A 24095-nucleotide genomic window follows, 5' to 3' on the forward strand; every position below is an offset into this window, starting at 1 on the left:
CGCTCAGCCCCGCCCGCCGTGCCAGCGGATGGCCACGGCACCGGCGAAGTCGCCGGCGTGGGCGAATCCCCCGAGCACCACCAGGTCGCCGTCCTCGACCTGCTGCGAGCGGATGGCGCGGTCCAAGGTGATCGGGATCGCTGCTCCGAAGAGATTCCCGCATTGATCGAATGTGTGCAGATGCCGTTCGGCAGGCAGTTGCAGCGCTTCTCGCCAGTTCCGCAGGAACGTGCGGTTGGGCTGGTTGGTGATGAGTACGTCGATCTCGGTGGTCGCCACTCCGAGCCGCCCGCACAGGTCTGTGACCACCTCCGGCACCAGGCGGTTCCCGCGTGCCAGCACCTTGGCGACGCTGGCGTCGGTGAACCCGATCCGCAGCTGGGACTCTCCTGGCTCCCAGTACTTGCGGCCGTCGTCGACCGCCACGGTCATGTCACCGGCGTACTCGCCGATGTGCCGGGTCTCCACGTCCAGCACCGGCGTATCGGCCGACGTCGTCACATATCCGACGCCGCAGCCGTCGCCGGGGATCGCGGCCTGGGCGAGCCTGCGCACCTCGGACTGGGTGAACCACTGGCCGGCCGCGCTTTGCGCGTTGCAGATCAGGGCGGTCTTCGCATCGGTGGTGGTGAGCAGCCGGCGGGCCAGTTTGAGCATGTACACGAATGACGCGCAGCCCGCGTTGGCCACGTCGATCAGCCATTCCGGGCGCAGGCCGAGCCGGCGCGCCACTTCGGTGCCCGCACCCACGAACGGCAGGTCCGGCAGCTGGCTGTGCACCAGCAGCACATCCACGTTGCGGATCTCGTCCCTGCCGTGCCGCTCGATCAGGGGCTGAACCGCGCGCTCGACCATGTCCGCGTTGGTCTCGTCCGCGGCCACGTGGTGCCGTAACGGCGGGATCCTGAACATGGGGTGGTCGCGGAGCTTGTCCTCGGCTCCGGGGTACGCGGTGTAGAACTCCGCGGGGACCGGCTCGCCGGGGAGGTAGCTTGCGACATCGGTGAGGCTGACCGTGTTCACCTCACCACCGCCGTCGCGGGCGGGGCACTGACGGGCAGGCCGCCGCGATGGCGGTGCTCCAGGATCGCTTTGAGGTTCTGCATCTCCACGGTGTGGCCCGCGTAGAACAGATCCCAGTAGTCGCCCACCCACGGCCGGTCCGGGCGGGCCGCCAGCTCGGGGTGCGGATTGTCGTCGTAGTACGGGTGCTTGCAGTTGGTCCAGGTGATCACCGACCCCGGCTTGTCGAGCACCAGCCGGGCCGGGACGACGCGCATCAGGTAGATCATCCACAGCTTGTCGCCCTGGTCCCAGGAGCAGTGGTAATCCACCGTCATGGCCTCGGGGTTGGCCACCACCGTGCAGTAGATCGTGGTGTCGTCCTCCAGCCGGTCGTGGCCGACCCACAGCCCCGGGGTACCGGCGGGCGCGAAGTCCCGCAGGCTGCAGGTCCACTCCTCCAGGTGGTGGCCCTGGCGCAGATAGTCATAGGCCTGCTCCGGCGGGCAGTCGACGTACTCGTGGATGGTGCAGTACTGCCCGTAGACCTGATGGTGCGGGTAGACCGCGTGGGTGAGATCCATGCAGTGGGCGGCCAACTCCTCCTTGCCGGTGTTCTCGATGCGCATCAAGCCGGGGATGTCAGCCAACATGGACGGGTCCGCGCTCATCGGAACTCTCCTCGCTTTCGGTGCTTTCGGCGTTCTTGGTGCTTGCGGTGTGCCCGGTGCTTGCGGTGATGGACAGGAAGGGAAGGAACGGCGGGATCTCCCGGGCGTCGCAGTCCAGCGCGACGAACGCCGGGCCGCTGCCCGCGTTGCCGCGCAGCAACGCCCGGCGCAACTGCGCACCGTCCCCCGCCCAGCTGGCGTCGAGGGCCGGGAAGGCGGCGGCCACCCCGGCGGCGATGTCGGTCCGCGCGAACAGGTCGTCGTTGCGGACCCCGCCCTGGATGAGCTCTTCGCGGACGGCGCACATGGCGTGGGCGTTGTTGTTGAAGATCACGAAGGTCACGGGTGCGTCGTACTCCGCGGCGGTGTGCACTTCCATCCCGTGCATGAAGAACGCACCGTCGCCCGCGAGTACGTAGGTCCGTCGGCCCGTGGCGAGCGCGGCGCCGATGCCCGCCCCGAAGGTGTAGCCCATGCCGCCCATGCCGACCGCCACGACAAAGCGGCCGTGGCGCGGTGCAGGAAGCAGATGGACCGCGCTGGCGCCCGCGTTGCCGGCGTCCACGAAGACGTGCGCGTCCTGGGGGAGTGCCGCCTCGACCGCGGCGACCGCCTCGGCGTAGGAGAGGGTTCCAGCACCGGCCTGCGGAACGGGAGTCGGCGGGAGCGTCGGCAGCGGACCGGCGTGCTCCGGGCAGGGAAGCGGGCGCGACGGGAGCCGGTCGGCCACTGCACGCAGCGCGTCCCGCAGGTTCCCGCCGAGCGCGATGCCGGCCACGAACGGTGGTTCGGGATCGATGCAGACGACCGGGGTGGCTGCCAGGGCCTGGTCGAGACCGCCGCGCGCCAGTAACGGCAGGCGGGTGCCGACCAGCAGGCACACATCGGCCCGCCGCAGGCAGTCTTCGACATTGGTATGCCCCATCACCCCGGCCACACCTGCGAACCGGATGGCCCGGTTGTCGAACACGTCCTTGGCGTCCGGGGTGACCGCGACCCAGGCCCCGAGCCGTCGGGCGAGCTCCGACAGTTCCGCGCGCGCATCCGCGGCGGCCACCCCTTCACCGGCGATGACGAGGACACGGCTCGCGCCGCGAAGCGCGGCCGACGCGGCGTCCAGGGCCTCGAGCCCTGGCTTCGACGCGGTCGGCATCGGCACGACCGGGGCCGACCGCACGCCGCGGACGGGTAACTCGACCTGCGCCTGCTGGACGTCCTTGGGCAGCAGCAGCACCGCCGGCCCCTTTGGATCGGCCTGTGCCGCCGCGATCGCCCGGGGCAGCAACTCCGCGAGCGAGTCCGGCTCGTCGACCCGGGCGCAGAACCGGGAGACGGGCGTGAACACCTCCCGGGCGTCGAAGGAGCCCGCCCTGCCGCTGGAGTCCTGGAACGCCCCAAGGCCCTCCTGGCCGGTGGGCGGCTGTCCTACGAGCGCCAGCACCGGCACCCGCGAGGCGTACGCCTCCGCCAGGCCCGGCACGAGATTCATCGCACCGCCGCCCGAGGTGGCCGCGACGACGCCGAGGCGCCTGGTGGCACGGGCGTATCCGTCGGCCATGGTGACGGCGGAGAACTCGTGTTTGGCGACGACGCCTCGGATGGTGCCGACGCGGTGGACGGCGTCGTACAGGTCCTCGATGTTCGCACCGCCGACGCCGAACATATGGGTGACGCCGGCCCTGGTCAGCTCTGCGGCCAGGTAGTCGACAAGGCGTACCGTGCCTTCCTCGGGAATCTCGAGCGCTGTGTCCGTCATGGCGGTCATGCGGAGCTCCTGTCCGCTTGGTCGGGCTGGACGACGAGGCCGGACGGCGACACGACCTGAAAGCGGTGCCGGTACTCGTTCGGGGTGAGTCCGAGGGCTCGTCCGAAGCATCTGAAGAACGTCTCGGGGGCCGCGAATCCGCAGCGGCGCGCTACCTGGCTGGCCGTCAGATCGGTGGTCTCCAGCAGCTCGCGGGCGCGGGCGATACGCGTCTGCTCGACGTACTGACCCGGGGTCGTGCCCACCTCGCGCCGGAACACCCGGGCGAAGTTTCGCAGGCTCATATTGGCCCGCTGCGCGATCTCGGCCACGGGCAGCGGATCCTGAAGGTTGTCCAGGATCCACTCCTGCGCGGCCCGGATCGGCGCGTGATCGGCCAACTGCGCGTCGAGGACGGCGCTGAACTGCGACTGTCCGCCGTGCCGCTTGAGGAACAGCACCAGAAACCGTGCCACCTCCAGCGCGAGTGCCGCGCCGTGGTCGGCCTCCACCAGAGCGAGCGCCATGTCGATGCCGGTCGACACTCCTGCCGAGGTGACGAACCGACCGTCCCAGATGAAGATCGGCTCGGGGTCCACCGTCACGGCCGGGTAGCGGCAGGCCATCTCCTCGCTGTACGCCCAGTGGGTGGTGGCGCGCCGCCCGTCGAGCAGGCCCGCCTCGGCCAGCAGAAAGGATCCCCCGCATACGGAGGCGACTCTCCGCGACCGGGCGGCTGCCCGGCCGATCCACGAGATCAGCGCCGGGTCCGCCAGCGCGTCCTTCAGGCCCCATCCGCCCGGGACGAGCAGGGTGTCGATCGCGCCCTGCCCCGCGTCCAGCGGCGCGGCTTCGATCATCACCCCCGAGCCGGTCCGCACCAGTGGCGCATCGACGGAGACGAACTCGATCCGGTAGGCCGACTCCTGGAGCAGCCGGTTGACGGTATCGAACACTTCAATGGGTCCGGTGATGTCCAGGGCCTGCGCACCGGAGTACACCACCACCACAACTCGTCGCTCTAACACGGTCACAGCCTGTATTCGACAACGAACTGGCCGCAATGACAGCTTGCTGACGAATACGGCCAACGTGTGGTCGTCGACGGCTGGAGAGCGGCGCTGATCAGGCAGTTCGTGCACCTGACTGGCAGGCTTGGGTGAGGTAGGTCACAGCGGACCCGAGGACGCCCCGTGAACGCAACCACCCGGACCAACCAGTACGAGGGCCCCTGCCTCGTGTGCGGTGAGATCGTGCCCGCCGGACAGGGCGTCCTGCTGCCCGGAGGACACGGGGGCTGGGAGGTCTACCACCCCGAGCATGCGCGCGAACCCGCTCCGCCGCCCCGCGGCGGACACCCGGGCTGGCACCGCCGCCGTCTCATGGCCGTGGACATCGCGACAACAGGCAACCGCACCGGCATCGACCGGATCCTCGCCGTGGCGGTACGCACCACCGACGGTCAGAGCCGGGACTGGCTGATCGACCCGGGACCGGGACTCGCCATCGATCCGGGGAAGACGCACGGCATCACCCTGGACCGGGCATGCGCTGACGGCGTTCCGGCGTCCGCGGCGCTGGAGGAGCTCGCCGCGCATCTCGCCGGGCATCTGGCGACGAAGGACCCGCTGATTGTCTGGCACGCTCCGTACGTACTCACCTTCCTCGAGTCCGAATTGCTGCGCCATGGGCTGCGAGTGCTGTCCGACCGTCGCCCCGCAGGGCTGTTTCCGATCTGCGATCCGCTCATCCTGGACCGGCATGTTGATCGTTTCCGGTCAGGCGGCCGTGCGTTGGAGACGGTCGCGGAGTGGTACGGAGTGCCCCACGACCGCGATGGAAAGCCCGGCAGCGACGCGGAGGCCGCTCTCGTGCTGGCGCAGGTCCTCGGTGCGTGTCATGCGTCAGTCGGCAGGCTGTCCCGGCCTGCGCTGCACTATGAGCAAGTGCGGTGGCGGGAGGAACAGGCGCGTGAGGCGGAAGAGTTCGATCCGTCGAGAAAACGGGATCACCGCTGGCCGCTGGGCACGGTCGAGGCGCTGCCCTGGGAGCCTCCGGCAGCCGCCGGCCCGTAGCTCACGAGGATCCTTATGACGTGGCGTTCGACGTCACGTTCAGGGAGCGCTCCGCCACGCTCCCGAGATGCGACGCGAAGACCTCCGCGGCGTCCGGCGTGAGCGTGCGCAGTGCGACCATCGCCGTGATGATCACGTCGCACAGCTCCGACTCGACGTCCTGCCAGCTGTGCGTCGTGCCTTTGCGCGGGTTCTGGCCCGTCGCGCCGATGATGGCCTGCGCGACCTCGCCGACCTCCTCCGTCAGCTTCAACATCCTCAGCAGCGCCTCCTGTTGGGGCGGCAGCTCGCTCTCCGCGTCGAGCCATCCGTGCAGGCGGTCGACCGTGTCCCAGATGGGGTCCATGGTCTCCATGGTGCGGTCCAGGGTGGGGTTCATGGTGGCGTTCATGGGGTGATCCATAGCGGAAGCCTGTCCTGTGTAGGGTTCCCGGATGATATTCGGAGCTGACACATTCGCCGGTGCCGTCGCGGAGTTCGAGGCGTCGGTGCAGACGCGGGACGGGGAGCGTTCGGAGGGGGCGTTCACCCAGATGCGGCAGACCTTCGGGCAGGCGGGGGCGGACGAGGTGGCGCAGGCGGCGCCGCGGCTCGCCGCGCTGCTCGGCGAAGTGCCCCCGGGGCCGCGGGCCGTCGCCGCCGTCGTGGTCGGCGCCTGTGTCGAGCGCGGGGCCGATCCCGTGCCGTGTGCGACCGGCGTGTTCGCGGTGGTACGGGACGCCTTCGAGGCCGCCGCGCAGTTCTGCGAACGCTGGGCCGAAAGCGGCGGCGGGGACCTTCCGGACCCCGACCAGACCGAGCTCACCGACGACATCATCGACCGGGTCGGCTACGCGACCGCCCTCGGCTGGTGGACGCTCCAGCAGTTCCAGATGGCGGCCCTCGCGCTGCTCAACAGCAGGACGGTGCGGCAACAGCTGGGCGGCAAGAGCGAGTTGCTGGCGCTGGTCGAACGGGCCGACGAGGCGACGGAGGGCGGGTACAAGGGGCTCTCGTACGCGCTGCGCGTGCTCGACGACGAGCCGCTGGTGGTCCTGCACCGGGAGAGCCGTACGGGATACGCCCTGCGCATGACCGGCATCGGCGACAACTTCCAGCTGCACACGCTGCTGGCCGGCGCCCTGATCGGCGGGCTGCACATTCCGGGCGAGAGCCCGTCCGCGGAGGCGATCGCCGTGTGCCGGGACGCGGAGGGGCAGGCCCCCACCACGGGGTCGTTCAATCTGGTGGCACCCGACGGCGGCTGGATCTGGAACGAGGGCACGCCCTCCGACATCCCCGTCGTCGACGGCGTACGGCTGCTGGTGCTCGACCCTCCGCCGTATCAGCGCGGCTGGCCGGCCGGGCGGTACTTCCCCCATATGCCGGGCAACCTGGTCATGGAGCGGGTGCTCGGGGCGGGGGAGACCGCGGGGTGGTTCGCGCAGGTGGCCGACGCCAAGGGGTGACGGGCGGTCAGTCCCCCACCCCGCCCCTTCCCGCTGGATGAGTTTGCGGCTCCGCCGCGTGGTGGCCCCTTGGGCCACTGCACGTCGGCGTACTCGGCAGCACGCCGCAGACGCGCCGCACGGGAGGTCGGGCCCCGGGCGCCGGGCTCAGCCGGAGCCCCGTGGGGCCGGTCCGCGGCCCAGGGCCCGGTGGACCGGGCAGCCGCTCAGCCGCGGCCGATGTATGGCATCGACGTTGCCATCACCGTTGCGAACTGCACATTCGCCTCCAGTGGCAGCTCCGCCATATGGAGCACCGTCCGCGCCACGTCCGCCGCGTCCATCACCGGCTCCACCACGACCTCCCCGTTCGCCTGCAGGATCCCCGCCTGCATTCGCTGCGTCATCTCCGTCGCCGCGTTGCCGATGTCGATCTGGCCGCAGGCGATCCCGTACGCCCTGCCGTCCAGTGACAGGGACTTCGTCAGGCCCGTCATCGCGTGCTTCGTCGAGGTGTACGGCGCCGAGTGCGGGCGGGGCACATGGGCCGAGATCGAGCCGTTGTTGATGATCCGTCCGCCCTGCGGGGACTGGGTCTTCATCGTGCGAAAGGCCGCCTGCGCGCACAGAAAGGCGCCCGTCAGATTGACGTCCACCACCGCGCGCCAGTCCTCGTAGGAGATGTCCTCGAAGCGAACCCGTGGGCCGGACGTACCAGCGTTGTTGAACAGTAGGCCAACACGGCCGTGGCGCTCACGCGCGGTGGCGAACAGCGTGGTGACATCCGTCGGTGACGTCACATCAGTGGGGACGCACAGCACGTCCCCACCCGCCAGCGACGCCGTTTCCTCCAGTGCCACGGCGCGCCGCCCCGCCAGAACCACCGACCAGCCCGCACCCGCCAGCGTCAGCGCGACGCTCCGGCCGATGCCCGAACCCGCGCCCGTCACCACCGCAATCTTCGCAACAGCGTTCATGGACGCGCAGCGTAAACCCGTACCTGTACGCGGAACTCATCCGACCGACATACGGATGTTGTGTACTCGACAACGCGGAGTCGTCGGCCCCTACTCAAATGCGAAGGGACAACACCCGTCAGGGGAGGGGCACATGAGAACCGCACCGCACGCACCCGAGCTGCGCGCCGCCGCCCGGCACATCGGCCGCCGCAGGTTTCTCACCGTCACCGGCGCCGCCGCCGCGCTCGCCTTCGCCGTCAATCTGCCCGGAACCGCCCACGCCGCCGAGCTCGACGCCAAGAAGATCACCGAGGACCCCTTCACCCTCGGCGTCGCATCCGGAGACCCGCAGCCCGGATCCGTACTGCTGTGGACCCGCCTCGCGACCCGTCCGTACGAGCCCGACAGCGGACTGCCCCGAGCCAGGATTCCGCTGCGCTGGGAGATCGCCCACGACTCCGGCTTCTCCCGCATCGCCAGGCGTGGATCCGTCATCGCCCACCCGGAGTTCCACCACAGCGTGCACGTCACGGTGACCGGGCTCGGCAACGACCGGCCGTACTACTACCGCTTCCGCGCGGGGACGTGGATCAGTCCCACCGGCCACACCCGTACCGCCCCCGCCCGCTCGGCCCGCATCACCGAGCTGAAGCTCGCCGCCGTGTCCTGCCAGGCGTACCACGACGGCTACTTCACCGCGTACAAGCATCTCGCCGAGGAAGAGCTCGACGCCGTCTTCCACCTCGGTGACTATCTGTACGAATACGCCGTGAACGCCGTCGGCGGTGCGCGCGCCTACACCGACCGGCGCCTGCCCGCCCACTTCAACCACGAGACCGTCACGCTCGAGGACTACCGGCTGCGCTACGGCCTCTACAAGTCGGACCCCGACCTCAAGGCCGTGCACGCCGCGCACCCCTTCGTCCTCACCTGGGACGACCACGAGACCGAGAACAACTACGCGGGCGACATCCCCGAGAACGACGTCCCGCCGGAGGAGTTCCTGCTGCGCCGGGCCGCCGCCTACCGCGCGTACTGGGAGAACCAGCCGCTGCGCAGGCCCCAGCAGCCCGATGGCCCCGACATGCAGCTCTACCGCAGGCTGCACTTCGGCCGGCTCGCGCAGTTCGACATCCTCGACACCCGCCAGTACCGCTCCGACCAGGCGTACGGCGACGGCTGGCAGGTGCCGGGCCCGGAGTCCGAGGACCCGGCGCGCACCCTGACCGGTGCCGCGCAGGAGCGCTGGCTGCTCGACGGGTGGAAGAGCTCCCGCGCCCGCTGGAACGTCGTGCCCCAGCAGGTCACCTTCGCCCAGCGGCGCGATGTCCCCACCGGCACCTTCAAGTTGAGCATGGACGCCTGGGACGGTTACCCCGCCTCGCGCGAGCGGGTCCTCGCGGGCGCCGCGGCGGCCGGCGTCGAGAACCTGATGGTCCTCACCGGCGATGTGCACGTCGGCTACGGCTTCGACCTGAAGAAGGACTTCAACGACCCGGCGTCCCGCACCATCGGCACCGAGATCGTCGCCACCTCGATCAGCAGCGGCAAGGACGGCTCCGACAAGCCCGCCAACTGGGACAACCTCACCAAGGCCAATCCCCACCTGAAGTTCTACAACGGCCGGCGCGGCTATGTGACCGTCACCCTCGGCGAGCAGCAGGCGCGCGCCGACTTCAAGACGGTCGGCGCGGTCACCAAGCCGGGCGCGCCGATCACCACGGCCGCGTCGTTCGTGACGGAGGCGGGCAACCCCGGCCTCAAGCCGGTCTAGCTTCGTCCGGGAGTGGACGCCGATGTGGTCCCTACCGCATCGGCGTCCGCGCGCGCTGCGCCCCAGCGACTCCGAACCGATCCGCGAATGCCTTCTGAGAGCATGGGGCGGGATTCAAGGACATGGAGACGCAATGCCGAAGCCGGACAGCGGCCAGGGAAGCACAGAAGGACACATAGCGGCCGCCGTCGCGGCACCCCTTGCGGAACCCGCCCCGCCCGCCGCCCAGGCATCCGCATCCGCACCCGCACCCGTCGTGGCAGCCCGCCGCGTCGGCTTTCTGGTCACGCTCGTGCTGGGCGGGCTCACCGCACTCCCGCCGCTCTCCATGGACATGTACCTCCCGGCCCTGCCCGCGGTCACCAGGTCGCTCGGCGCACCGGCCGCGACCGTACAGCTCACGCTGACCGCATGCCTGGCGGGCATGGCGCTCGGTCAGCTGGTCGTCGGCCCGATGAGCGACAGATGGGGACGCCGCCGGCCGCTGCTCATCGGCATGATCGTGTACGTCGCCGCCACCGCGACCTGCGCCCTGGCGCCCACCGCCGAGCTGCTGATCGGCTTCCGGCTGCTCCAGGGACTCGCGGGCGCGGCGGGCATTGTCATCGCGCGGGCCGTGGTCCGCGATCTGTACGACGGCGTGGAGATGGCCCGGTTCTTCTCCACGCTGATGCTGATCTCCGGCGTCGCGCCGATCATCGCTCCGCTGATCGGCGGCCAGGTGCTGCGGATCACCCAGTGGCGCGGCATCTTCGTCGTCCTGACCGGCGTCGGCATCCTGCTCACGCTGGTCGTGGCGAAGTGGCTGCACGAGACCCTGCCCCGCGAGAAGCGGCACAGCGGTGGCGTCGGCGAGGCGCTGCGCACCATGCGCGGGCTGCTCGCCGACCGGGTCTTCACCGGCTACACGCTCACCGGCGGGCTCGCCTTCGCCGCGCTCTTCGCGTACATCTCCGCCTCGCCCTTCGTGGTGCAGGAGATCTACGGCGCGTCCCCGCAGACCTTCAGCCTGCTCTTCGGCGTCAACTCCGTCGGGCTGATCACGGTCGGCCAGATCAACGGCAAGGTGCTGGTGGGGCGGGTCAGCCTGGACAAGGCGCTGGGCTTCGGGCTCGCGGTGATCACGCTGGCCGCGACCGCGCTGCTGCTGATGACGGCGGGCGTCTTCGGGAAGGTGGGGCTGCTCCCCGTCGCGGCCGGTCTCTTCGTGCTGATGTCCGCGATGGGTCTGGCGATGCCCAACACCAACGCCCTGGCCCTGATGCGCACCCCGCACGCCGCGGGCTCCGCGTCCGCACTGATCGGCACGTCCTCGTTCCTGATAGGCGCGGTCGCCTCACCGCTGGTCGGGATCGCGGGCGAGGCGACCGCCGTCCCGATGGCGGTGGTCCAACTCACCTGCGCGTTGGGCTCGTTGGGCTGCTTCCTGGGCCTGTGCCGCCCGTGGCGGCCGCGCGCCGAGGCGCTCTGAGGATCCTGGCGCCCGCGGCCTGCGCCCACGGCAGCCGCGCATGGCTAGAATTTGTCGGTGAACGCCACACTCCCCACCGCGGAAGCCCTGCGCAGCGCCCTAGCCGGGCTGCTCGACGGGCTGCCGCCCACGCAGGCTGCGCGGGCCGTCGAGCGACTGATCGCGAACTACCGGGGGGCGACCCCGACCGACGCGCCGGTGCTGCGGGACCGTTCCGACGTCGCCGCGTATGCCGCGTACCGGATGCCGGCCACCTTCGAGGCGGTACGGGCGGCGCTCGCCGGTCTGCGGGCCGCGGCCCCCGGATGGACCCCGGGCACGCACACCGACATCGGCGGCGGCACGGGCGCGGCGAGCTGGGCGGTCGCGGAGGCGTGGGAGTCGGGGGAAGGGGCGCCGGAGTCCGGGGACGAGGCGTCGGGTGCCGGGGAAGCAGGGGGCCCGCGCACGACCGTGCTCGACTGGGCCGAGCCCGCGCTGGCTCTGGGCCGTGAACTGGCCGCAGCCTCGGGGGTGCCCGCCCTGCGCGCCGCACAATGGCAGCGCTCACGGATCAGCTCGGCGCTCCGTATCGAGAGCACTGATCTCGTCACGGTGTCGTACGTCCTCAAGGAGCTCACCGCCGAGGACCGCGCGGCTGTCGTCACCGAGGCGGCCCGCGCGGCCCAGGCCGTCGTGATCGTCGAGCCCGGGACCCCCGACGGCTACGCCCGCGTCATCGAGGCGCGCGACCGCCTGATCGCGGCCGGCCTGCGGGTGGCCGCGCCATGCCCGCACAGCGCCGCCTGCCCCATCGAGCCAGGTACGGACTGGTGCCACTTCGCGGCCCGGGTCAGCCGCTCCTCGCTGCACCGCCAGGTGAAGGGCGGCTCACTGCCGTACGAGGACGAGAAGTTCAGCTATGTCGCGGCGGTCCGCTTCCCGCCCCACCCGGCCCCGTCCCGGGTCACCCGTAAGCCCCAGATCCGCAAGGGCCTGGTGCTGCTCGACCTGTGCACACAGTCCGAGGGCCTGCGCCGCGAAACGGTCACCAAGCGCCGGGGCGCGCTGTACCGCGACGCCCGCGACGTGGCGTGGGGCGACGCGTGGCCGCCGGAGCCGGCGGAGGACTGACCTCTGTGGCCGGGCGGCGCGAAGCAGCCGCCCGCCGGGGGCGCCGTTGCACCCACACACCCGCCGCGCCGGAGATTCAGGGCCGGAGCTCCAGCGTGCAGCACTTGACGCTGCCGCCGCCCTTGAGTAGTTCGCTCAGGTCCATGCCCATCGGCTCGAACCCCCTCTCCCGCAGCGGTTCGAACAGCCCCACCGCCGCCTGCGGCAGCAGCACATGGCGGCCGTCGCTCACCGCGTTCAGGCCCAGCGCCGCTGCGGCCGGCTCGTCGGCGATCAGCGCGTCCGGGAAGAGCCGGGCCAGTACCGAGCGGCTGCCCGCCGAGAACGCGTCCGGGTAGTACATGATCTGGTCCGCCGCGTCGTCCAGCACGCACAGCGCCGTGTCCAGGTGGTAGTAGCGGGGGTCCACCAGATCCAGGCCGATCACCGGCCGGCCGAAGAACTCCTGCGCCTCGGCGTGCGAGAGCGGGCTGGAGCGGAAGCCGCGCCCCGCCAGCAGACAGGACGCGGTGACGGCGAAGTCGCCCTCGCCCTCGTTGATGTGTACCGGCTCGTGGACCTCGGTGAAGCCATGGTCCCGGAACCAGCCGAGATGCGCCTCGGCCTCGGCGGTGCGCTCCGGATGCGCAAAGCGGGCGCCGAGCACCCGCCCGTCGACGACGGTCGCCCCGTTCGCGGCGAAGACCATGTCGGGCAGCCCGTCCCGCGGCTCGAGCAGCTCCACGGTGTGGCCGAGCGAGACGTAGCGGTCGCGCAGGTCCTCCCACTGGGCGAGGGCGAGCGGCAGATCCACCGGCTTCGTGGGGTCCATCCACGGATTGATGGAGTACGTGACCCGGAAATGGGCCGGCGGGCACATCAGATAGCGCCGAGTCGGCAATGAGGGCTCCTTACGGACGGTTGGGGCAACTGCCGCCCATGGTGAGGCCTGTCAGGCCCGCGCACTGTGAACCGATCGGGTGGTTTGCCGCGAAGGGCGCCAGGGCAAGGCATTGAGCCCCCGGAATACGCGGACAAGCCCCAGGAATGCGCGGACAAGCCCCCCGGTTGGGGGCGGTGGCCGTCCGAGGAGCAGGATGGTGGGACGATGGCAGGGTCCACCTGGAGCAAGCGTGAGGTGTGAGGGGATAGATGGGCGACGGTAAAGGCCGCTACCGCGGCACGGAGAACAGGGTCTCCCGGGAGAGCCGACTGCCCCAGTGGCTGCGCCGGCGCCCCAAGAACACCGAGCCCGAGGACTCCCGCCGCGAGACCCTCCTGCTGGCCAGCGCCGCCGCGGGCCTGCCGCTCGCGCCCGCCGCCCACCCCGTCGCGTACCGCTGTTCCTGTGAACGCATCGGCTGTCCGACCCCGGGCAGGCACCCGGTCTCCTTCGCCTGGCAGACACAGTCCACGACCGACAGCGCGCAGATCGAGCGCTGGGCCCAGGGCCAGCCGCAGGCCAACTTCATCACCGCGACCGGCATGGTGCACGACGTCCTCGACGTTCCCCTGGAGGCCGGCCGCAGTGCCCTCGACCGGCTGCTCGAGCAGGGCATCGAGGTGGGCCCGGTCGCCGAGTCCGGCGGTGCGGGCAACGAGGGGAGGCTGCTGTTCTTCACCGCCACGCGCGGCACCCCCGAGGACGAGGACGAGTGGTGGCCCTGTGAGCTCGACTGCCACCCCGAGACGATGGACGAGCACCCGGGGCTGCGGTGGCACTGCCGCGGCAGCTATGTCCTTGTACCGCCCGCGAAGCTGCCCGGCGATCTCGAGGTGAGCTGGGTGCGCGGCCCCGAGCATCCGCTGCCGGATCCGCTGACGCTGCTCGAGACGCTGACGGACGCGTGCGCGAAGTACGCGGGCGAGAACGAGCGGCTGGACCATCACGAGGTGGCCTGGCCCCTCGGCCGCTAGACCGGACAGGGCCTGAGCACAGGCTGCCCGGATCGAGGACCCGGGCCGGGGCGGGAGCCCCGGCTACGAACCCTTCGCCGCGGTCAGACCCGTCAGCCGGCCCAGCACCTCGACCTGCCCGCTGCCCGGCGCGCCCGTGGGCACCGTCACGGCCTGGCTGGAGACCCGCTCCTTGGTGATTGTGGAGGTCACCTGCCCGGTCAGCAGCGCCTTGACGTCCGGGTGCACCTTCAGCCGTACACCTTTCGCCGCGGTCTGCCGCTCGTAGTTGCGCACGGTGAAGAAGACCAGCGCGTTGCCGTCCTCGGTGACCAGACCCAGCGGCGCGAAGTCGTCCGAGTCCAGCGGCTGGTCGATGTACTGCGTGGTCATCCCCGGCAGATTCGCGTCCTTCGTGCGGGAGGCGCGCCAGCCCGAGGTGTGCGGTCCGTCCTTGAAGTGCTCCGGCTTCCCGTTCTGCATGTACGAGGCGTACTCCTCGCTCAGATCGCGGGGAGCGACCGCCAGCGCCGTGCTGTCCGGGGCGACCGGCTCGGCCCAGCCGTCCTTGTCGGTCTTCAGGGCCGGGATCCGGCTGGGGGACAGGATCGTGAGATATGCCGCCTCCCACAGCTGGTCCGCACCGCCCCGTACGAAGACGAGCACCCAGCGGTTGTCCCCGGCGCCCTTGTCCACATCGCGGTTGGAGTCCACATCGGCGAGGAAGAAGCGCGGCCAGCCGGCCTTCTTCGGGATGGTGAACTTCGCGTCGGTCAGCTCCAGCGGCACATGCTGCGGGTTGCCGTCCGGGTAGTTGACGTTGCGCGCCTTGAGACCGGCCTGGTTGATCGCGCCGAGCGCACCGGTGACATGCTCCGCGTCCAGCGCCGGGTCGTACGCCTTGTCGGCCTCGTTGTACGCGTCGGTGAAGTCCTTGAGGGCCTGCGCGGCCTCAGTCTTCGTCGCGGACGGAACTACCTCCAGCTCCCCGTGCACCGTCACGCACGCGCTCGCCGTCAGAGACAGCACTGTCGTCGCCGCGAGTCCCGTCGCCGCCCGGCGCAGCCTTCCCACCCGCATCGGCCTTCTCATCGGTTGCCTTCTGCTCCTTGACCCCCACTGACCGTCCGAACCCTACCGGGGCCAGGAAAAGGCCGAGCGTCGGGATCAGATACAGCGCCCACACCGTGACCTGAAGAACGGTGGGGTTGGGCTGGAAGTTGAAGACGCCCTTCAGCAGCGTGCCGTACCAGCTGTCCGGCGGGATCGTCGCGCTGATGTCGAAGGCCTTGTTCGCCAGACCGCCGAGGAAGCGCGCCTCCTGGAGGTCGTGCACGCCGTACGCAAGGACGCCCGCCGCCACGATCACCAGCATGAGGCCGGTCCACTTGAAGAACTTCGCCAGGTTGATCCGCAGCGCGCCCCGGTAGAACAGCCAGCCCAGCACGACCGCGGTGGCGATGCCGAGCAGCACACCGGCCAACGGGCCCTGGGTGCCGCCCTCGTCGGTGGCCGCCCGGACCGACGCCCACACGAACAGCGCCGTCTCCAGACCCTCGCGCCCCACCGCCAGGAACGCGGTGGCGACCAGCGCGCCCGTGCCCATCTGCAGCGCGGCGTCCAGCTTGCCGTGCAGCTCGGACTTCAGATGCCGCGCGGTGCGCCGCATCCAGAAGACCATCCAGGTGACCAGGCCGACCGCGACGATCGACAGCGAGCCGCCGAGCAGCTCCTGCGCCTCGAACGTCAGCTCCTGCGAGCCGAATTCGAGCGCGAAGCCGAAGGCGAGGGAGAGCGCGACCGCGACCCCGATGCCGATCCAGACCGGACGCAGCGCGTCGCGCCGCCCGGTCTTGACCAGATACGCGATCAGGATGCAGACGACCAGGCTGGCCTCGAGGCCCTCGCGCAGGCCGATCAGATAGTTACCGAACACGTCGGGTCCCTTCGATCAGGAGAACAGCGCCCGGCCCCACCAGTCGTCCTTGTCCCGGACGCCCGGCGGAACGGCGAACAGCGCCGAACCCACGTGCTGGATGTACTCGTTGAGGTCGTCACTGGCCGCCAGCGAGCGCTGAACCGGAATGAAGCCCTTGTGCACGTCGCGCTGGTACGCCAGGAAGAACAGCCCCGCGTCCAGCCGGCCCAGACCGTCCGTGCCGTCGGTGAACGAGTAGCCGCGGCGCAGGATCTTGGCACCGCCGTTGGTGTCCGGGTGCGCGAGCCGTACATGCGCGGTCGGCAGCATCGCCTTGAGGAACGGCTCGTCGCGCTCCTTGGCCTTGCCGACCGGCGCGCCCTCGCCCTTGTCGCGGCCGAAGATGTCCTCCTGCTCACTGAGCGGAGTGCGGTCCCAGGTCTCGATGTTCATCCGGATCCGGCGGGCGACGAGATACGAGCCGCCGGTCAGCCAGCCCGAGCCCTCTTTGTCGGAGACCCAGACATGCTTGTCGAGCGCGGCCGTGTCCGTACCGGCGATGTTCCGGGTGCCGTCCTTGAAGCCCATCATGTTGCGCGGGGTCTGCGCCTCGGGCGTCGTCGACGAGGTCTTGCCGAAGCCCAGCTGCGACCAGCGGACCGCGACCTTGCCGAAGCCGATGCGGGCGAGGTTGCGGATCGCGTGCACCGCGACCTGCGGGTCGTCCGCGCAGGCCTGGACGCACAGATCGCCGTCGCTGCGGGCCGGGTCGAGGTTGTCGCCGGGGAACGCGGGCAGTTCGACCAGGGCCGCCGGGCGCTTGCCCTCAAGGCCGAAGCGGCCCTTGGCGAACAGGGACGGGCCGAAGCCGATGGTGAGTGTGAGCCGGGACGGCTTGAGGCCGAGCGCCTCACCGGTGTCGTCCGGCGGGGCCTCGGCGAGACCGCCGTACGCGCCCTCGCCGACCGCCTGACCGGCCGTCATCCGCTCCGCGGCCCGCGTCCAGTCCTTGAGCAGCTGCACCAGTTCGGCGCGGTCCTTCGTCTTCACGTCGAAGGCCGCGAAGTGCAGCCGGTCCTGGACGGGGGTGGCTATACCTGCCTGGTTCGGGCCGTGGAAGGGCACGGCCGCGCCGGCCGAGGCGGCGGGTTCGGTCGTGTCCCCGCGGCTCAGAGCAACGGCGCCGCCGGCCGCGGCGGCGCCGAGCGCGAGGCCCGCACCGCCCCAGCCGAGCACCGAGCGACGGGACGGAGCCTGGTCCTGGGACTGGCCGCCGGTCTCCGTGGTCTCCGTGGTCTCCGAGGTCTCGACGGTCTCGTTGGACTCGTTGGACTCGTTGGTCTCGTTGTTCTTCTCGGACATGTCGATCCCCCCGTTACTTCGCAACCGCGGCGCCGAGCTTGGACAGCGGCTCGGCGAGCGCGTTGACGCCGTCGCTGAGCTCCTTGCGCTGGTCCTTGCCGACCTTGTCGTAGGAGGTGAATTCGTACGAGGTGGTGTCCTTGCGGTACTTGTCGAGCAGCGCGTTCAGCGTCGCGAACTGCTTGTCCAGCTCGGCGACGAGCTTCGGGTCGTTCTTGGTGGCGACCGGCTTCAGCAGCTCGAAGGACTTCTGCGCACCTTCGACGTTGGCCTTGAAGTCCACCAGGTCGGTGTGGCTGTAGCGCTCCTCCTCACCGGTGACCTTGCCGGTGGCGACCTCGTCGAGCAGCTCCTTGGCGCCGTTGGCCATGGAGGTCGGGGAGATCTCGGCGGTGCCGACCTTCTTCTGCCAGTCGGTCAGGTCCTTGACCAGAGTGTCGGCGAGGGCCTTCTCCGCGGGGCCGAGCTTCTTGGTCTGCCACAGCGCCTTCTCCAGCGTGTGCCAGCCGGTCCACTTCTGGCCCTTCTCCAGGCCGTCCTCACGCAGGTCGACCTTGGGGTCGATGTCGCCGAAGGACTCGGCGACCGGCTCGGTGCGCTCCCAGCCGATGCGGGAGTCGGCGTAGGCCTTCTTGGCGGCCTCGATGTCGCCCGCCTTGACGGCGTCGGTGAAGACCTTCACCTTGGGCAGCGTCTCGTCGGCCTGCTGCTGCACGTACTGGCGGTACGCGGCGACGGCGGCGTCCATCTGCGGGCTGCGCTTGGCGGCCTTGCCGTCGCCGGTGGCGCTGACCTTCTGGCTGATGCCGTCGCCCTTCATGCCGGGCTTGCAGGCGATCTCGTAGTCACCGGCCTTCACTTCGGCGGTGATGTTCGCCTTGGTGCCGGGGCCGATGTTCTCCCGCTCGGTGACGATGCGGCCGTCCGGGAAGAGGACGTAGACCTCGGTGACCTTGGAGCCCTTGTTCTCGATGTCGAGCTGGACGTGCCCGGCCGGGAACTCCTTCTTCGACAGCTCGCAGGAGTCGTCCTTCGCGGTGACCTTGATCGCGCCGTCGCTGCCCTTGGCATCGCTCTTCTCGGCGCAGCCTGTGACGGCGGTCAGGGCCGCTGCAGTGGCGGCGGCGGTGACGACGGACAGACGGACGGCTCGCATGCGGACTCCAGGGTTCGGAAGTGAGGCGGACCTAACTTAACCGAGGCTTACCTGACCGATACCCGCCCGTCCAGTGATTCAGCTCTCATACCGTTCATACGGTCACGGACGAATCGCGGAATGGTCGGGTAAACCCCATGTCCAAGTAAAGGAAAGGTCAAGCGACCCGTTTCGGGGGCGCCGGGAGCGCTGCGGTGTGCGACTGCCATGGGACGCGCCGCCTCCGCGCCGGCCTCCGCGCCGGCCGTCATGTTGGCCGAAAACACCAAGTCGGCCTGCCTGGTGCTTGAATGCCGGAGTGAATGAACGTGACGTGCTCGACGTGCTCCACGTCTTCTGCGGTGGCGACGGCCGGTACGGCAACGCCCTCGGTGTCGTACGCGACGCCCGCGCGTATCCCGACCAGGCGTCCCGGCAGGCCCTCGCCGCCGAGCTCGGGTTCAGCGAGACGGTGTTCGTCGACGACCCCGAGCGCGGCGTCGTCGACATCTACACCCCCGGCCTCCGGCTTCCCTTCGCCGGGCATCCGCTCGTCGGCGCCGCCTGGCTGCTCGATCTCGAGGCGGTGAATCCGCCCGCCGGCGAGGTGTGGGTCCGGCAGGACGGGGAGTTCACCTGGATCACCGCGCGCGCCGAGTGGGCGCCGCCGCGCACACTGCGGCAGTACGGCTCGGCCGCCGAGGTCGACGCGCTCGAGGTGCCGCCGCCCGGTGAGTGGGTGTACGCGTGGGGGTGGGAGGACGAGGCCGCGGGCCGCGTCCGGGCGCGCGCCTTCCCCGGGCGGGGCGACGGCATCGACGAGGACGAGGCGACCGGCGCCGCCGCGCTGCTGCTCACCGACCGGCTCGGGCGGGCCCTGAACATCACCCAGGGCCGGGGATCGCAGATCCTGACCGCCCCCGGCCCCGACGGCACGATCGAGATCGGCGGCCGCGTGCGCCTCGCGGCCCCCGTACCCGTCTCGCGCTGAGCGTCGCGCCGCGTACCGCTTGTGCGGTGAGCGCCGCGCCCGCCTGCCGCTTATGCGCTGAGCGGGCCCCTTCGGTGCGCCGCGGTGGCCGCGCCCAGCTCCCGGAACATCGCTCCGTTGCAGTGGAACGCCCGCTTGCACTCGTCCACGATCCGCTGCTTCTCCAGGTCGTCCGCGTTGACCGCGTCCAGCAGTTCCCGGTAGCCCCGCTTGAACGCCGCCGGGTTCGGGATCTGCTCGAAGACGTAGAACCGCACCCCGTCGCCCTTGCGCCCGAAGCCCCAGATCCTCTCCGCCCTGTCGCGGATGATCTGGCCGCCGGACAGGTCGCCGAGGTATCGGGTGTAGTGGTGCGCGACATAGCCTGCGGGCCAGTCGCTCGCGCACTGCGCGATCCGTGCGGCGTACGCGGCGGTCGCGGGCAGCGGCGTGAGTCCCTTGCGCCAGTCCGCGCCCCGCAGATGCGCCAGATCGCGCTCCAGCTCCGCCGTACGCATCAACTCCGGCCGGATGAACGGCCCCGCCACCGCGTCGTCTCTCAGCGTCTCCGCCGGCTCCTCCAGCGCCCGGTACACGAACCACAGCTGCTCGGTGTAGCGCGCATACGCCGCCACCCCCAGCCGGTCGCCGAGCAGGTCGCTCATGAAGGACGAGGTCTCCGCCTCGGTGTGCTGCGCGTGCGAGGCGACACGGATGACCGTCGAGAAGGGCGTACCGGTGGTCGTGGCGGTGGCGTCCAAGGCGGGCCTCCAGGGAACCGGTGGGGACGGGAAAGGGAGCGGTGACTTAGGCTTACCTAAGTCAATGTGTTCCCGACGTCCTGTCGGTAAAACCCTACGCCTGTCGGCGATCGCCGCAAGACGATCACGGCACAGCGATCACGGCAGGGTGAGGATCTCCGCGCCCGTCTCCGTGACCACGAGTGTGTGCTCGAACTGCGCCGTCCGCTTCCGGTCCTTGGTCACCACGGTCCAGCCGTCGTCCCACATGTCGTACTCGTGCGTGCCGAGCGTGAGCATCGGCTCGATGGTGAACGTCATGCCGGGCTGGATGACGGTCGTCGCATGCGCCGCGTCGTAGTGCGGGATGATCAGCCCCGAGTGGAACGACGAGTTGATCCCGTGCCCCGTGAAGTCGCGCACCACGCCGTATCCGAAGCGCTTCGCGTACGACTCGATGACCCGGCCGATCACATTGACCTGGCGGCCCGGCCTGACGGCCTTGATGGCGCGGTTGAGGGACTCGCGGGTCCGCTCCACCAGCAGCCGCGACTCCTCGTCCACGTCGCCGCAGAGATAGGTGGCGTTGTTGTCGCCGTGCACGCCGTTGATGTACGCGGTGACGTCGAGGTTCACGATGTCACCGTCGCGCAGCACGGTGGAGTCCGGGATCCCGTGACAGATGACCTCGTTGACCGAGGAGCACAGGGACTTGGGGAAGCCGCGGTAGCCGAGCGTGGAGGGATAGGCGCCGTGGTCGCACATGAACTCGTGCGCGACCCGGTCCAGTTCGTCCGTGGTCACGCCGGGCGAGATGTGCTTGGCGGCCTCCTCCATCGCCTGCGCGGCGATACGACCCGCGATGCGCATCCGTTCGATGGTCTCGGAGTCCTGGACCTCCGGCCCGGTGTACGGCGTCGGCGCGGGCTTCCCGACGTACTCGGGGCGCCGGATGTTTCCGGGAACGGAGCGGGTGGGAGAGAGCTCCCCTGGTACGAGCAGCGACTGGCCAGACATGCCAGCGAGTCTAACCAGGGGCGATGGGGCAGCATGGCGGGAGAGGAAGGAGCCGACGATGGCCCTGTTCAAGAAGCGCACGGTCGGAAAGCCGGGCGAGTGGTACTACTGCCTGGAGCACAAGAAGGTCGAAGAGGGCCCGGAGTGCCCGGCGAAGGACCGCTTCGGCCCGTACTCCTCGCGCGAGGAGGCGGAGCACGCGATGGAGCTTGCGCGGGAACGGAACCTGGAGTGGGAGACGGACCCGAGGTGGCATGACGCGCCCAGGCCGGACGGCGACGACGTGGCGTAACCGAGGGTCCCGTGGGCTCCGGGGCCGTCCCTCCGGTCACCCCGAACTACCAGCGCGCGGGCGGCGGTGACGTCAGCTGGTCCGCCAGCCGCGACAGCCGGTCCCTGAGCCGTCGCCGCCCCCGCGCCACCGGCACGCTGTTCTCCCCGGCCGCCGCGCTCACCAGATGCTGAACCGTGTCGATGTCGACCTCGTCCACCTGCTCGGCCACCGTCAGCGCCTCGTGCGCCAGGCCGTGCACCTCCGGGTCCCCGCCGTCCAGCGCCAGCACCGTCGCCCCGGCCCGCCGGGCGTCGTGCACCCGCTCGAGCAGCCCCGCGTCCGGCCGCGTCGGCGCGACCATCAGCAGGGTCTCGCCTCGCCGCGCCGCCTCCAGCCTGCCGAGCCCGACCGCCAGCTGCGCAGGATCGGCCGGCCGCACCCGGTGCCGTACGAGCGTCGGCGTCAGCTCCGGCTGCCCCGACCAGGCCGCCTCGTCCACAAGGTGCGCGGCCAGATGCCACGGCTCGTACTCCTCGGTCCCCACCAGCAGCAGCCCGCCGCCCTGCGGCACCACGGACGACCGGAGCACCCCCGCGAACCGCCGGGTCGCCGCCGGCCACTGGGTACCCGCCAGGACTTCGCGCAGCAGCGCGACGCGTACGGCATCCATGGCCCCGCATACTGCACCACGGCCGGACCGGGCGGGGACGGTTGCCGCCCGCTCACCCGATCGGGTGCCCGATACCACGAAGTAAGGTCGAGCCCATGACTTCTACTGACAGTTCAGGCACCGCGCCGAAGGCCCCCGCCAAGGACCCCTGGGACCTCCCCGACGTGTCCGGCCTGGTCGTCGGCGTCCTCGGCGGCACCGGCGACCAGGGCCGCGGGCTCGCGTACCGGCTGGCCAGGGCCGGGCAGAAGGTGATCATCGGATCCCGGGCCGCGGAGCGCGCCGAGACCGCAGCCGCCGAGCTGGGCCTCGGCATCGAGGGCGCCGACAACGCCGAGTGCGCCAGGCGCAGCGATGTGGTGATCGTGGCCGTGCCGTGGGACGGGCACGCCAAGACCCTTGAGACGCTGCAGAAGGAGCTCGTCGGCAAGCTCGTCATCGACTGCGTCAACCCGCTCGGCTTCGACAAGAAGGGCGCGTACGCACTGAAGCCGGAGGAGGGCAGCGCCGCCGAGCAGGCCGCCGCCCTGCTGCCCGATTCGCGGGTGACCGCAGCCTTCCATCATCTGTCCGCCGTGCTGCTCCAGGACGAGTCGATCGAGGAGATCGACACCGATGTGATGGTGCTGGGCGAGGTGCGCGCGGACACCGACCTGGTGCAGGCGCTGGCGGGCCGCATCCCGGGCATGCGCGGAGTCTTCGCGGGCCGGCTGCGCAATGCCCACCAGGTCGAGTCGCTGGTGGCGAATCTGATCTCGGTGAACCGCCGCTACAAGGCGCACGCGGGTCTGCGCGTCACCGACGTGTAGTCGACCGTGTAGTCGACGACAGGGCAGCCGGGGTCATGGGGGACACTGGACCGCGTACGCCATCAGTACCCGGACAGGAGCCGTACCCCATGCCCCGCCTCGCTCTCTACTCCCTCGCCGTCTGCATCCTCGCCGCCGCGGCGGCGGTGGTGTCCTTCGCGCAGGGCAGCTGGCTCGGGATCGTGTGGGTGCTGCTGGCCGGGCTCTCCTCCAACATGGCGTGGTACTGCCTGCGCCGGGCGAAGGCGGAGCGCCGGGCCGGCGGGGCTACCGGTTGACGAACGCCTGGCAGGCGTCGCTCGTCTGCCAGAAGCGGTAGAAGTCCTGGCCGCAGTACGTCTCGACCTCGCTGATGCCGAGCCCCCGCAGGATGGCGTCGATCGCGTCGAAGAACGCGTGGTTCACCTCGGGGATGAACAGGATGCCGAAGACGGCGAGCAGCCCGAAGGGCGCGTACGGCTCGACCTGGCGGCGGATCTTGTACGAGAGCCACGGCTCGATCACGCCGTAGCCGTCAAGGCCGGGCACCGGCAGGGAGTTCAGGATCGCGGCGGTGATCTGGAGCAGCGCGAGGAACGCGAGCGCGAAGCGGAAGACCAGCGGAACGCCGTCCAGCGCGTTCAGCCAGAACGGCGCGGTGCACACGAGGGCGAACAGGGCGTTCGTCAGCGGCCCTGCCGCCGAGATCAGGCTGTGCTTCCAGCGGCCGCGGATGCGGCCCCGCTCGATGAAGACCGCGCCGCCGGGCAGACCGATACCGCCCATGATCACGAACAGTACGGGCAGCACGATGCTCAGCAGCGCATGGGTATAGACGAGCGGATTGAGCGTCAAGTACCCCTTTGTGCCGATGGAGATGTCACCGCTGTGGAGTGCCGTGCGGGCGTGTGCGTACTCATGCAGACAGAGCGAGACGATCCAGGCGGATGTGACAAAGAGGAACACGGCGATGCCGGGGCTCGCCGAGAAGTCCGTCCACACCGCCCAGCCGGTCACCGCCATCACGGCGACGATCCCGAGGAACACCGGACTGATGCGCCGGTCGCCGTGGCGCTTGGTGGCGGTGGTCATGGGTGCGGCTCCTGAGGC

Annotated in this window: 25 protein-coding genes; 10 read left to right on the top strand and 15 right to left on the bottom strand. The window is 70.4% G+C overall.

Translation table 11 applies throughout. The features are described 5' to 3' along the window. Positions 1–3 precede the first annotated feature (3 nt). From ACI2LP_RS29645 to ACI2LP_RS29660, 4 genes are read right to left on the bottom strand one after another with little or no spacing between them, the layout of a single operon-like run. The gene (locus ACI2LP_RS29645; protein WP_404727599.1) at positions 4–1023 is read right to left on the bottom strand and encodes a 3-oxoacyl-ACP synthase III family protein; all 1020 of its coding nucleotides are present in this window, start codon (positions 1021–1023) and stop codon (positions 4–6) included. Continuing rightward, the gene (locus ACI2LP_RS29650) at positions 1020–1673 is read right to left on the bottom strand and encodes an SRPBCC family protein (protein ID WP_404727600.1); all 654 of its coding nucleotides are present in this window, start codon (positions 1671–1673) and stop codon (positions 1020–1022) included. Before ACI2LP_RS29650 ends, ACI2LP_RS29645 begins: the two co-directional genes overlap by 4 nt. Beyond that, positions 1645–3438 (bottom strand): thiamine pyrophosphate-binding protein, encoded by a 1794-nt coding sequence (locus ACI2LP_RS29655; RefSeq protein WP_404727601.1) that lies wholly within the window; start codon positions 3436–3438, stop codon positions 1645–1647. The genes ACI2LP_RS29650 and ACI2LP_RS29655 overlap by 29 nt, the downstream gene beginning before the upstream one ends. After that, positions 3435–4445: a GlxA family transcriptional regulator gene (locus ACI2LP_RS29660; protein WP_404727602.1), complete on the bottom strand. Its 1011-nt coding sequence runs from the start codon at positions 4443–4445 to the stop codon at positions 3435–3437. The genes ACI2LP_RS29655 and ACI2LP_RS29660 overlap by 4 nt, the downstream gene beginning before the upstream one ends. A 165-nt stretch (positions 4446–4610) precedes the next feature. Between ACI2LP_RS29660 and ACI2LP_RS29665 the strand changes: the two genes are divergently transcribed. Beyond that, positions 4611–5492, top strand: coding sequence for a hypothetical protein (locus ACI2LP_RS29665; RefSeq protein WP_404727603.1), 882 nt, complete (start codon positions 4611–4613; stop codon positions 5490–5492). A 13-nt stretch (positions 5493–5505) separates the two neighbouring features. Here the strand turns inward: ACI2LP_RS29665 and ACI2LP_RS29670 are convergent, their stop codons facing one another. Further along, positions 5506–5883: a MazG-like family protein gene (locus ACI2LP_RS29670; protein WP_404727604.1), complete on the bottom strand. Its 378-nt coding sequence runs from the start codon at positions 5881–5883 to the stop codon at positions 5506–5508. Positions 5884–5926: 43 nt separating this feature from the next. Between ACI2LP_RS29670 and ACI2LP_RS29675 the strand changes: the two genes are divergently transcribed. Next, on the top strand, positions 5927–6940 hold the full coding sequence (locus ACI2LP_RS29675; RefSeq protein WP_404727605.1) for a hypothetical protein: 1014 nt from the start codon (positions 5927–5929) through the stop codon (positions 6938–6940). 206 nt (positions 6941–7146) lie between these two features. Here ACI2LP_RS29675 and ACI2LP_RS29680 read toward each other — a convergent pair whose 3' ends face one another. Then, a complete protein-coding gene (locus ACI2LP_RS29680; RefSeq protein WP_404727606.1) occupies positions 7147–7896 on the bottom strand; it encodes an SDR family oxidoreductase in 750 nt (249 codons plus the stop codon). A 133-nt stretch (positions 7897–8029) separates the two neighbouring features. Between ACI2LP_RS29680 and ACI2LP_RS29685 the strand changes: the two genes are divergently transcribed. The 3 genes from ACI2LP_RS29685 (at position 8030) to ACI2LP_RS29695 (ending at position 12236) form a co-directional block, all read left to right on the top strand. Then, a complete protein-coding gene (locus ACI2LP_RS29685; RefSeq protein WP_404727607.1) occupies positions 8030–9652 on the top strand; it encodes an alkaline phosphatase D family protein in 1623 nt (540 codons plus the stop codon). A 133-nt stretch (positions 9653–9785) separates the two neighbouring features. Further along, positions 9786–11123: a multidrug effflux MFS transporter gene (locus ACI2LP_RS29690; protein WP_404727608.1), complete on the top strand. Its 1338-nt coding sequence runs from the start codon at positions 9786–9788 to the stop codon at positions 11121–11123. Positions 11124–11180: 57 nt separating this feature from the next. Further along, on the top strand, positions 11181–12236 hold the full coding sequence (locus ACI2LP_RS29695) for a small ribosomal subunit Rsm22 family protein (protein WP_404727609.1): 1056 nt from the start codon (positions 11181–11183) through the stop codon (positions 12234–12236). Between the two features lie 76 nt (positions 12237–12312). On the opposite strand, the gene ddaH is transcribed toward ACI2LP_RS29695, so the two are convergent. Next, positions 12313–13116, bottom strand: a complete 804-nt coding sequence (gene ddaH / locus ACI2LP_RS29700; protein WP_404727610.1) for a dimethylargininase — start codon at positions 13114–13116, stop codon at positions 12313–12315. A 251-nt stretch (positions 13117–13367) separates the two neighbouring features. Between ddaH and ACI2LP_RS29705 the strand changes: the two genes are divergently transcribed. Then, on the top strand, positions 13368–14132 hold the full coding sequence (locus ACI2LP_RS29705; RefSeq protein ID WP_404727611.1) for a bifunctional DNA primase/polymerase: 765 nt from the start codon (positions 13368–13370) through the stop codon (positions 14130–14132). 63 nt (positions 14133–14195) lie between these two features. Here ACI2LP_RS29705 and ACI2LP_RS29710 read toward each other — a convergent pair whose 3' ends face one another. Genes ACI2LP_RS29710 through efeO form a run of 4 tightly spaced genes read right to left on the bottom strand, consistent with a single transcriptional unit; the run spans position 14196 to position 18547 of the window. Then, positions 14196–15113 (bottom strand): hypothetical protein, encoded by a 918-nt coding sequence (locus tag ACI2LP_RS29710; protein ID WP_404727612.1) that lies wholly within the window; start codon positions 15111–15113, stop codon positions 14196–14198. Further along, positions 15064–16047 carry an iron uptake transporter permease EfeU gene (gene efeU, locus ACI2LP_RS29715; protein WP_404727613.1) on the bottom strand — a complete coding sequence of 328 codons (984 nt, stop codon included), beginning with the start codon at positions 16045–16047 and terminating at the stop codon, positions 15064–15066. The genes ACI2LP_RS29710 and efeU overlap by 50 nt, the downstream gene beginning before the upstream one ends. 15 nt (positions 16048–16062) lie before the next feature. Next, a complete protein-coding gene (efeB, locus tag ACI2LP_RS29720) occupies positions 16063–17391 on the bottom strand; it encodes an iron uptake transporter deferrochelatase/peroxidase subunit (RefSeq protein ID WP_404727614.1) in 1329 nt (442 codons plus the stop codon). Positions 17392–17404: 13 nt separating this feature from the next. Continuing rightward, positions 17405–18547: an iron uptake system protein EfeO gene (efeO, locus tag ACI2LP_RS29725; RefSeq protein WP_404727615.1), complete on the bottom strand. Its 1143-nt coding sequence runs from the start codon at positions 18545–18547 to the stop codon at positions 17405–17407. Positions 18548–18845: 298 nt separating this feature from the next. Here efeO and ACI2LP_RS29730 point away from each other — a divergent pair, with 298 nt between their 5' ends. Continuing rightward, a complete protein-coding gene (locus ACI2LP_RS29730; protein WP_404727616.1) occupies positions 18846–19517 on the top strand; it encodes a PhzF family phenazine biosynthesis protein in 672 nt (223 codons plus the stop codon). 50 nt (positions 19518–19567) lie between these two features. On the opposite strand, the gene ACI2LP_RS29735 is transcribed toward ACI2LP_RS29730, so the two are convergent. Both ACI2LP_RS29735 and map read right to left on the bottom strand, forming a co-directional pair. Beyond that, the gene (locus ACI2LP_RS29735; protein WP_404727617.1) at positions 19568–20257 is read right to left on the bottom strand and encodes a heme oxygenase (biliverdin-producing); all 690 of its coding nucleotides are present in this window, start codon (positions 20255–20257) and stop codon (positions 19568–19570) included. 138 nt (positions 20258–20395) lie between these two features. Continuing rightward, on the bottom strand, positions 20396–21253 hold the full coding sequence (gene map, locus ACI2LP_RS29740; RefSeq protein WP_404727618.1) for a type I methionyl aminopeptidase: 858 nt from the start codon (positions 21251–21253) through the stop codon (positions 20396–20398). A gap of 58 nt (positions 21254–21311) precedes the next feature. Between map and ACI2LP_RS29745 the strand changes: the two genes are divergently transcribed. After that, complete coding sequence (locus ACI2LP_RS29745; RefSeq protein ID WP_404727619.1) at positions 21312–21545, top strand: hypothetical protein; 234 nt, start codon at positions 21312–21314, stop codon at positions 21543–21545. Positions 21546–21591: 46 nt separating this feature from the next. On the opposite strand, the gene ACI2LP_RS29750 is transcribed toward ACI2LP_RS29745, so the two are convergent. Continuing rightward, positions 21592–22197: a hypothetical protein gene (locus ACI2LP_RS29750; RefSeq protein WP_404727620.1), complete on the bottom strand. Its 606-nt coding sequence runs from the start codon at positions 22195–22197 to the stop codon at positions 21592–21594. Between the two features lie 95 nt (positions 22198–22292). On the opposite strand from ACI2LP_RS29750, the gene npdG reads away from it, so the two are divergent. Together npdG and ACI2LP_RS29760 are read left to right on the top strand one after the other, a co-directional pair. Then, positions 22293–23006: an NADPH-dependent F420 reductase gene (npdG, locus tag ACI2LP_RS29755; RefSeq protein WP_404727621.1), complete on the top strand. Its 714-nt coding sequence runs from the start codon at positions 22293–22295 to the stop codon at positions 23004–23006. Between the two features lie 35 nt (positions 23007–23041). Continuing rightward, positions 23042–23284, top strand: a complete 243-nt coding sequence (locus ACI2LP_RS29760; RefSeq protein WP_404727622.1) for a hypothetical protein — start codon at positions 23042–23044, stop codon at positions 23282–23284. On the opposite strand, the gene ACI2LP_RS29765 is transcribed toward ACI2LP_RS29760, so the two are convergent. Next, positions 23274–24077 (bottom strand): site-2 protease family protein, encoded by an 804-nt coding sequence (locus ACI2LP_RS29765; protein ID WP_404727623.1) that lies wholly within the window; start codon positions 24075–24077, stop codon positions 23274–23276. The genes ACI2LP_RS29760 and ACI2LP_RS29765 overlap by 11 nt on opposite strands. Positions 24078–24095: the final 18 nt, after the last annotated feature.

Origin of the sequence: Streptomyces sp. NPDC019890 (genome assembly GCF_044903445.1) — a bacterium.
Classification (GTDB): Bacteria; Actinomycetota; Actinomycetes; order Streptomycetales; family Streptomycetaceae; genus Streptomyces.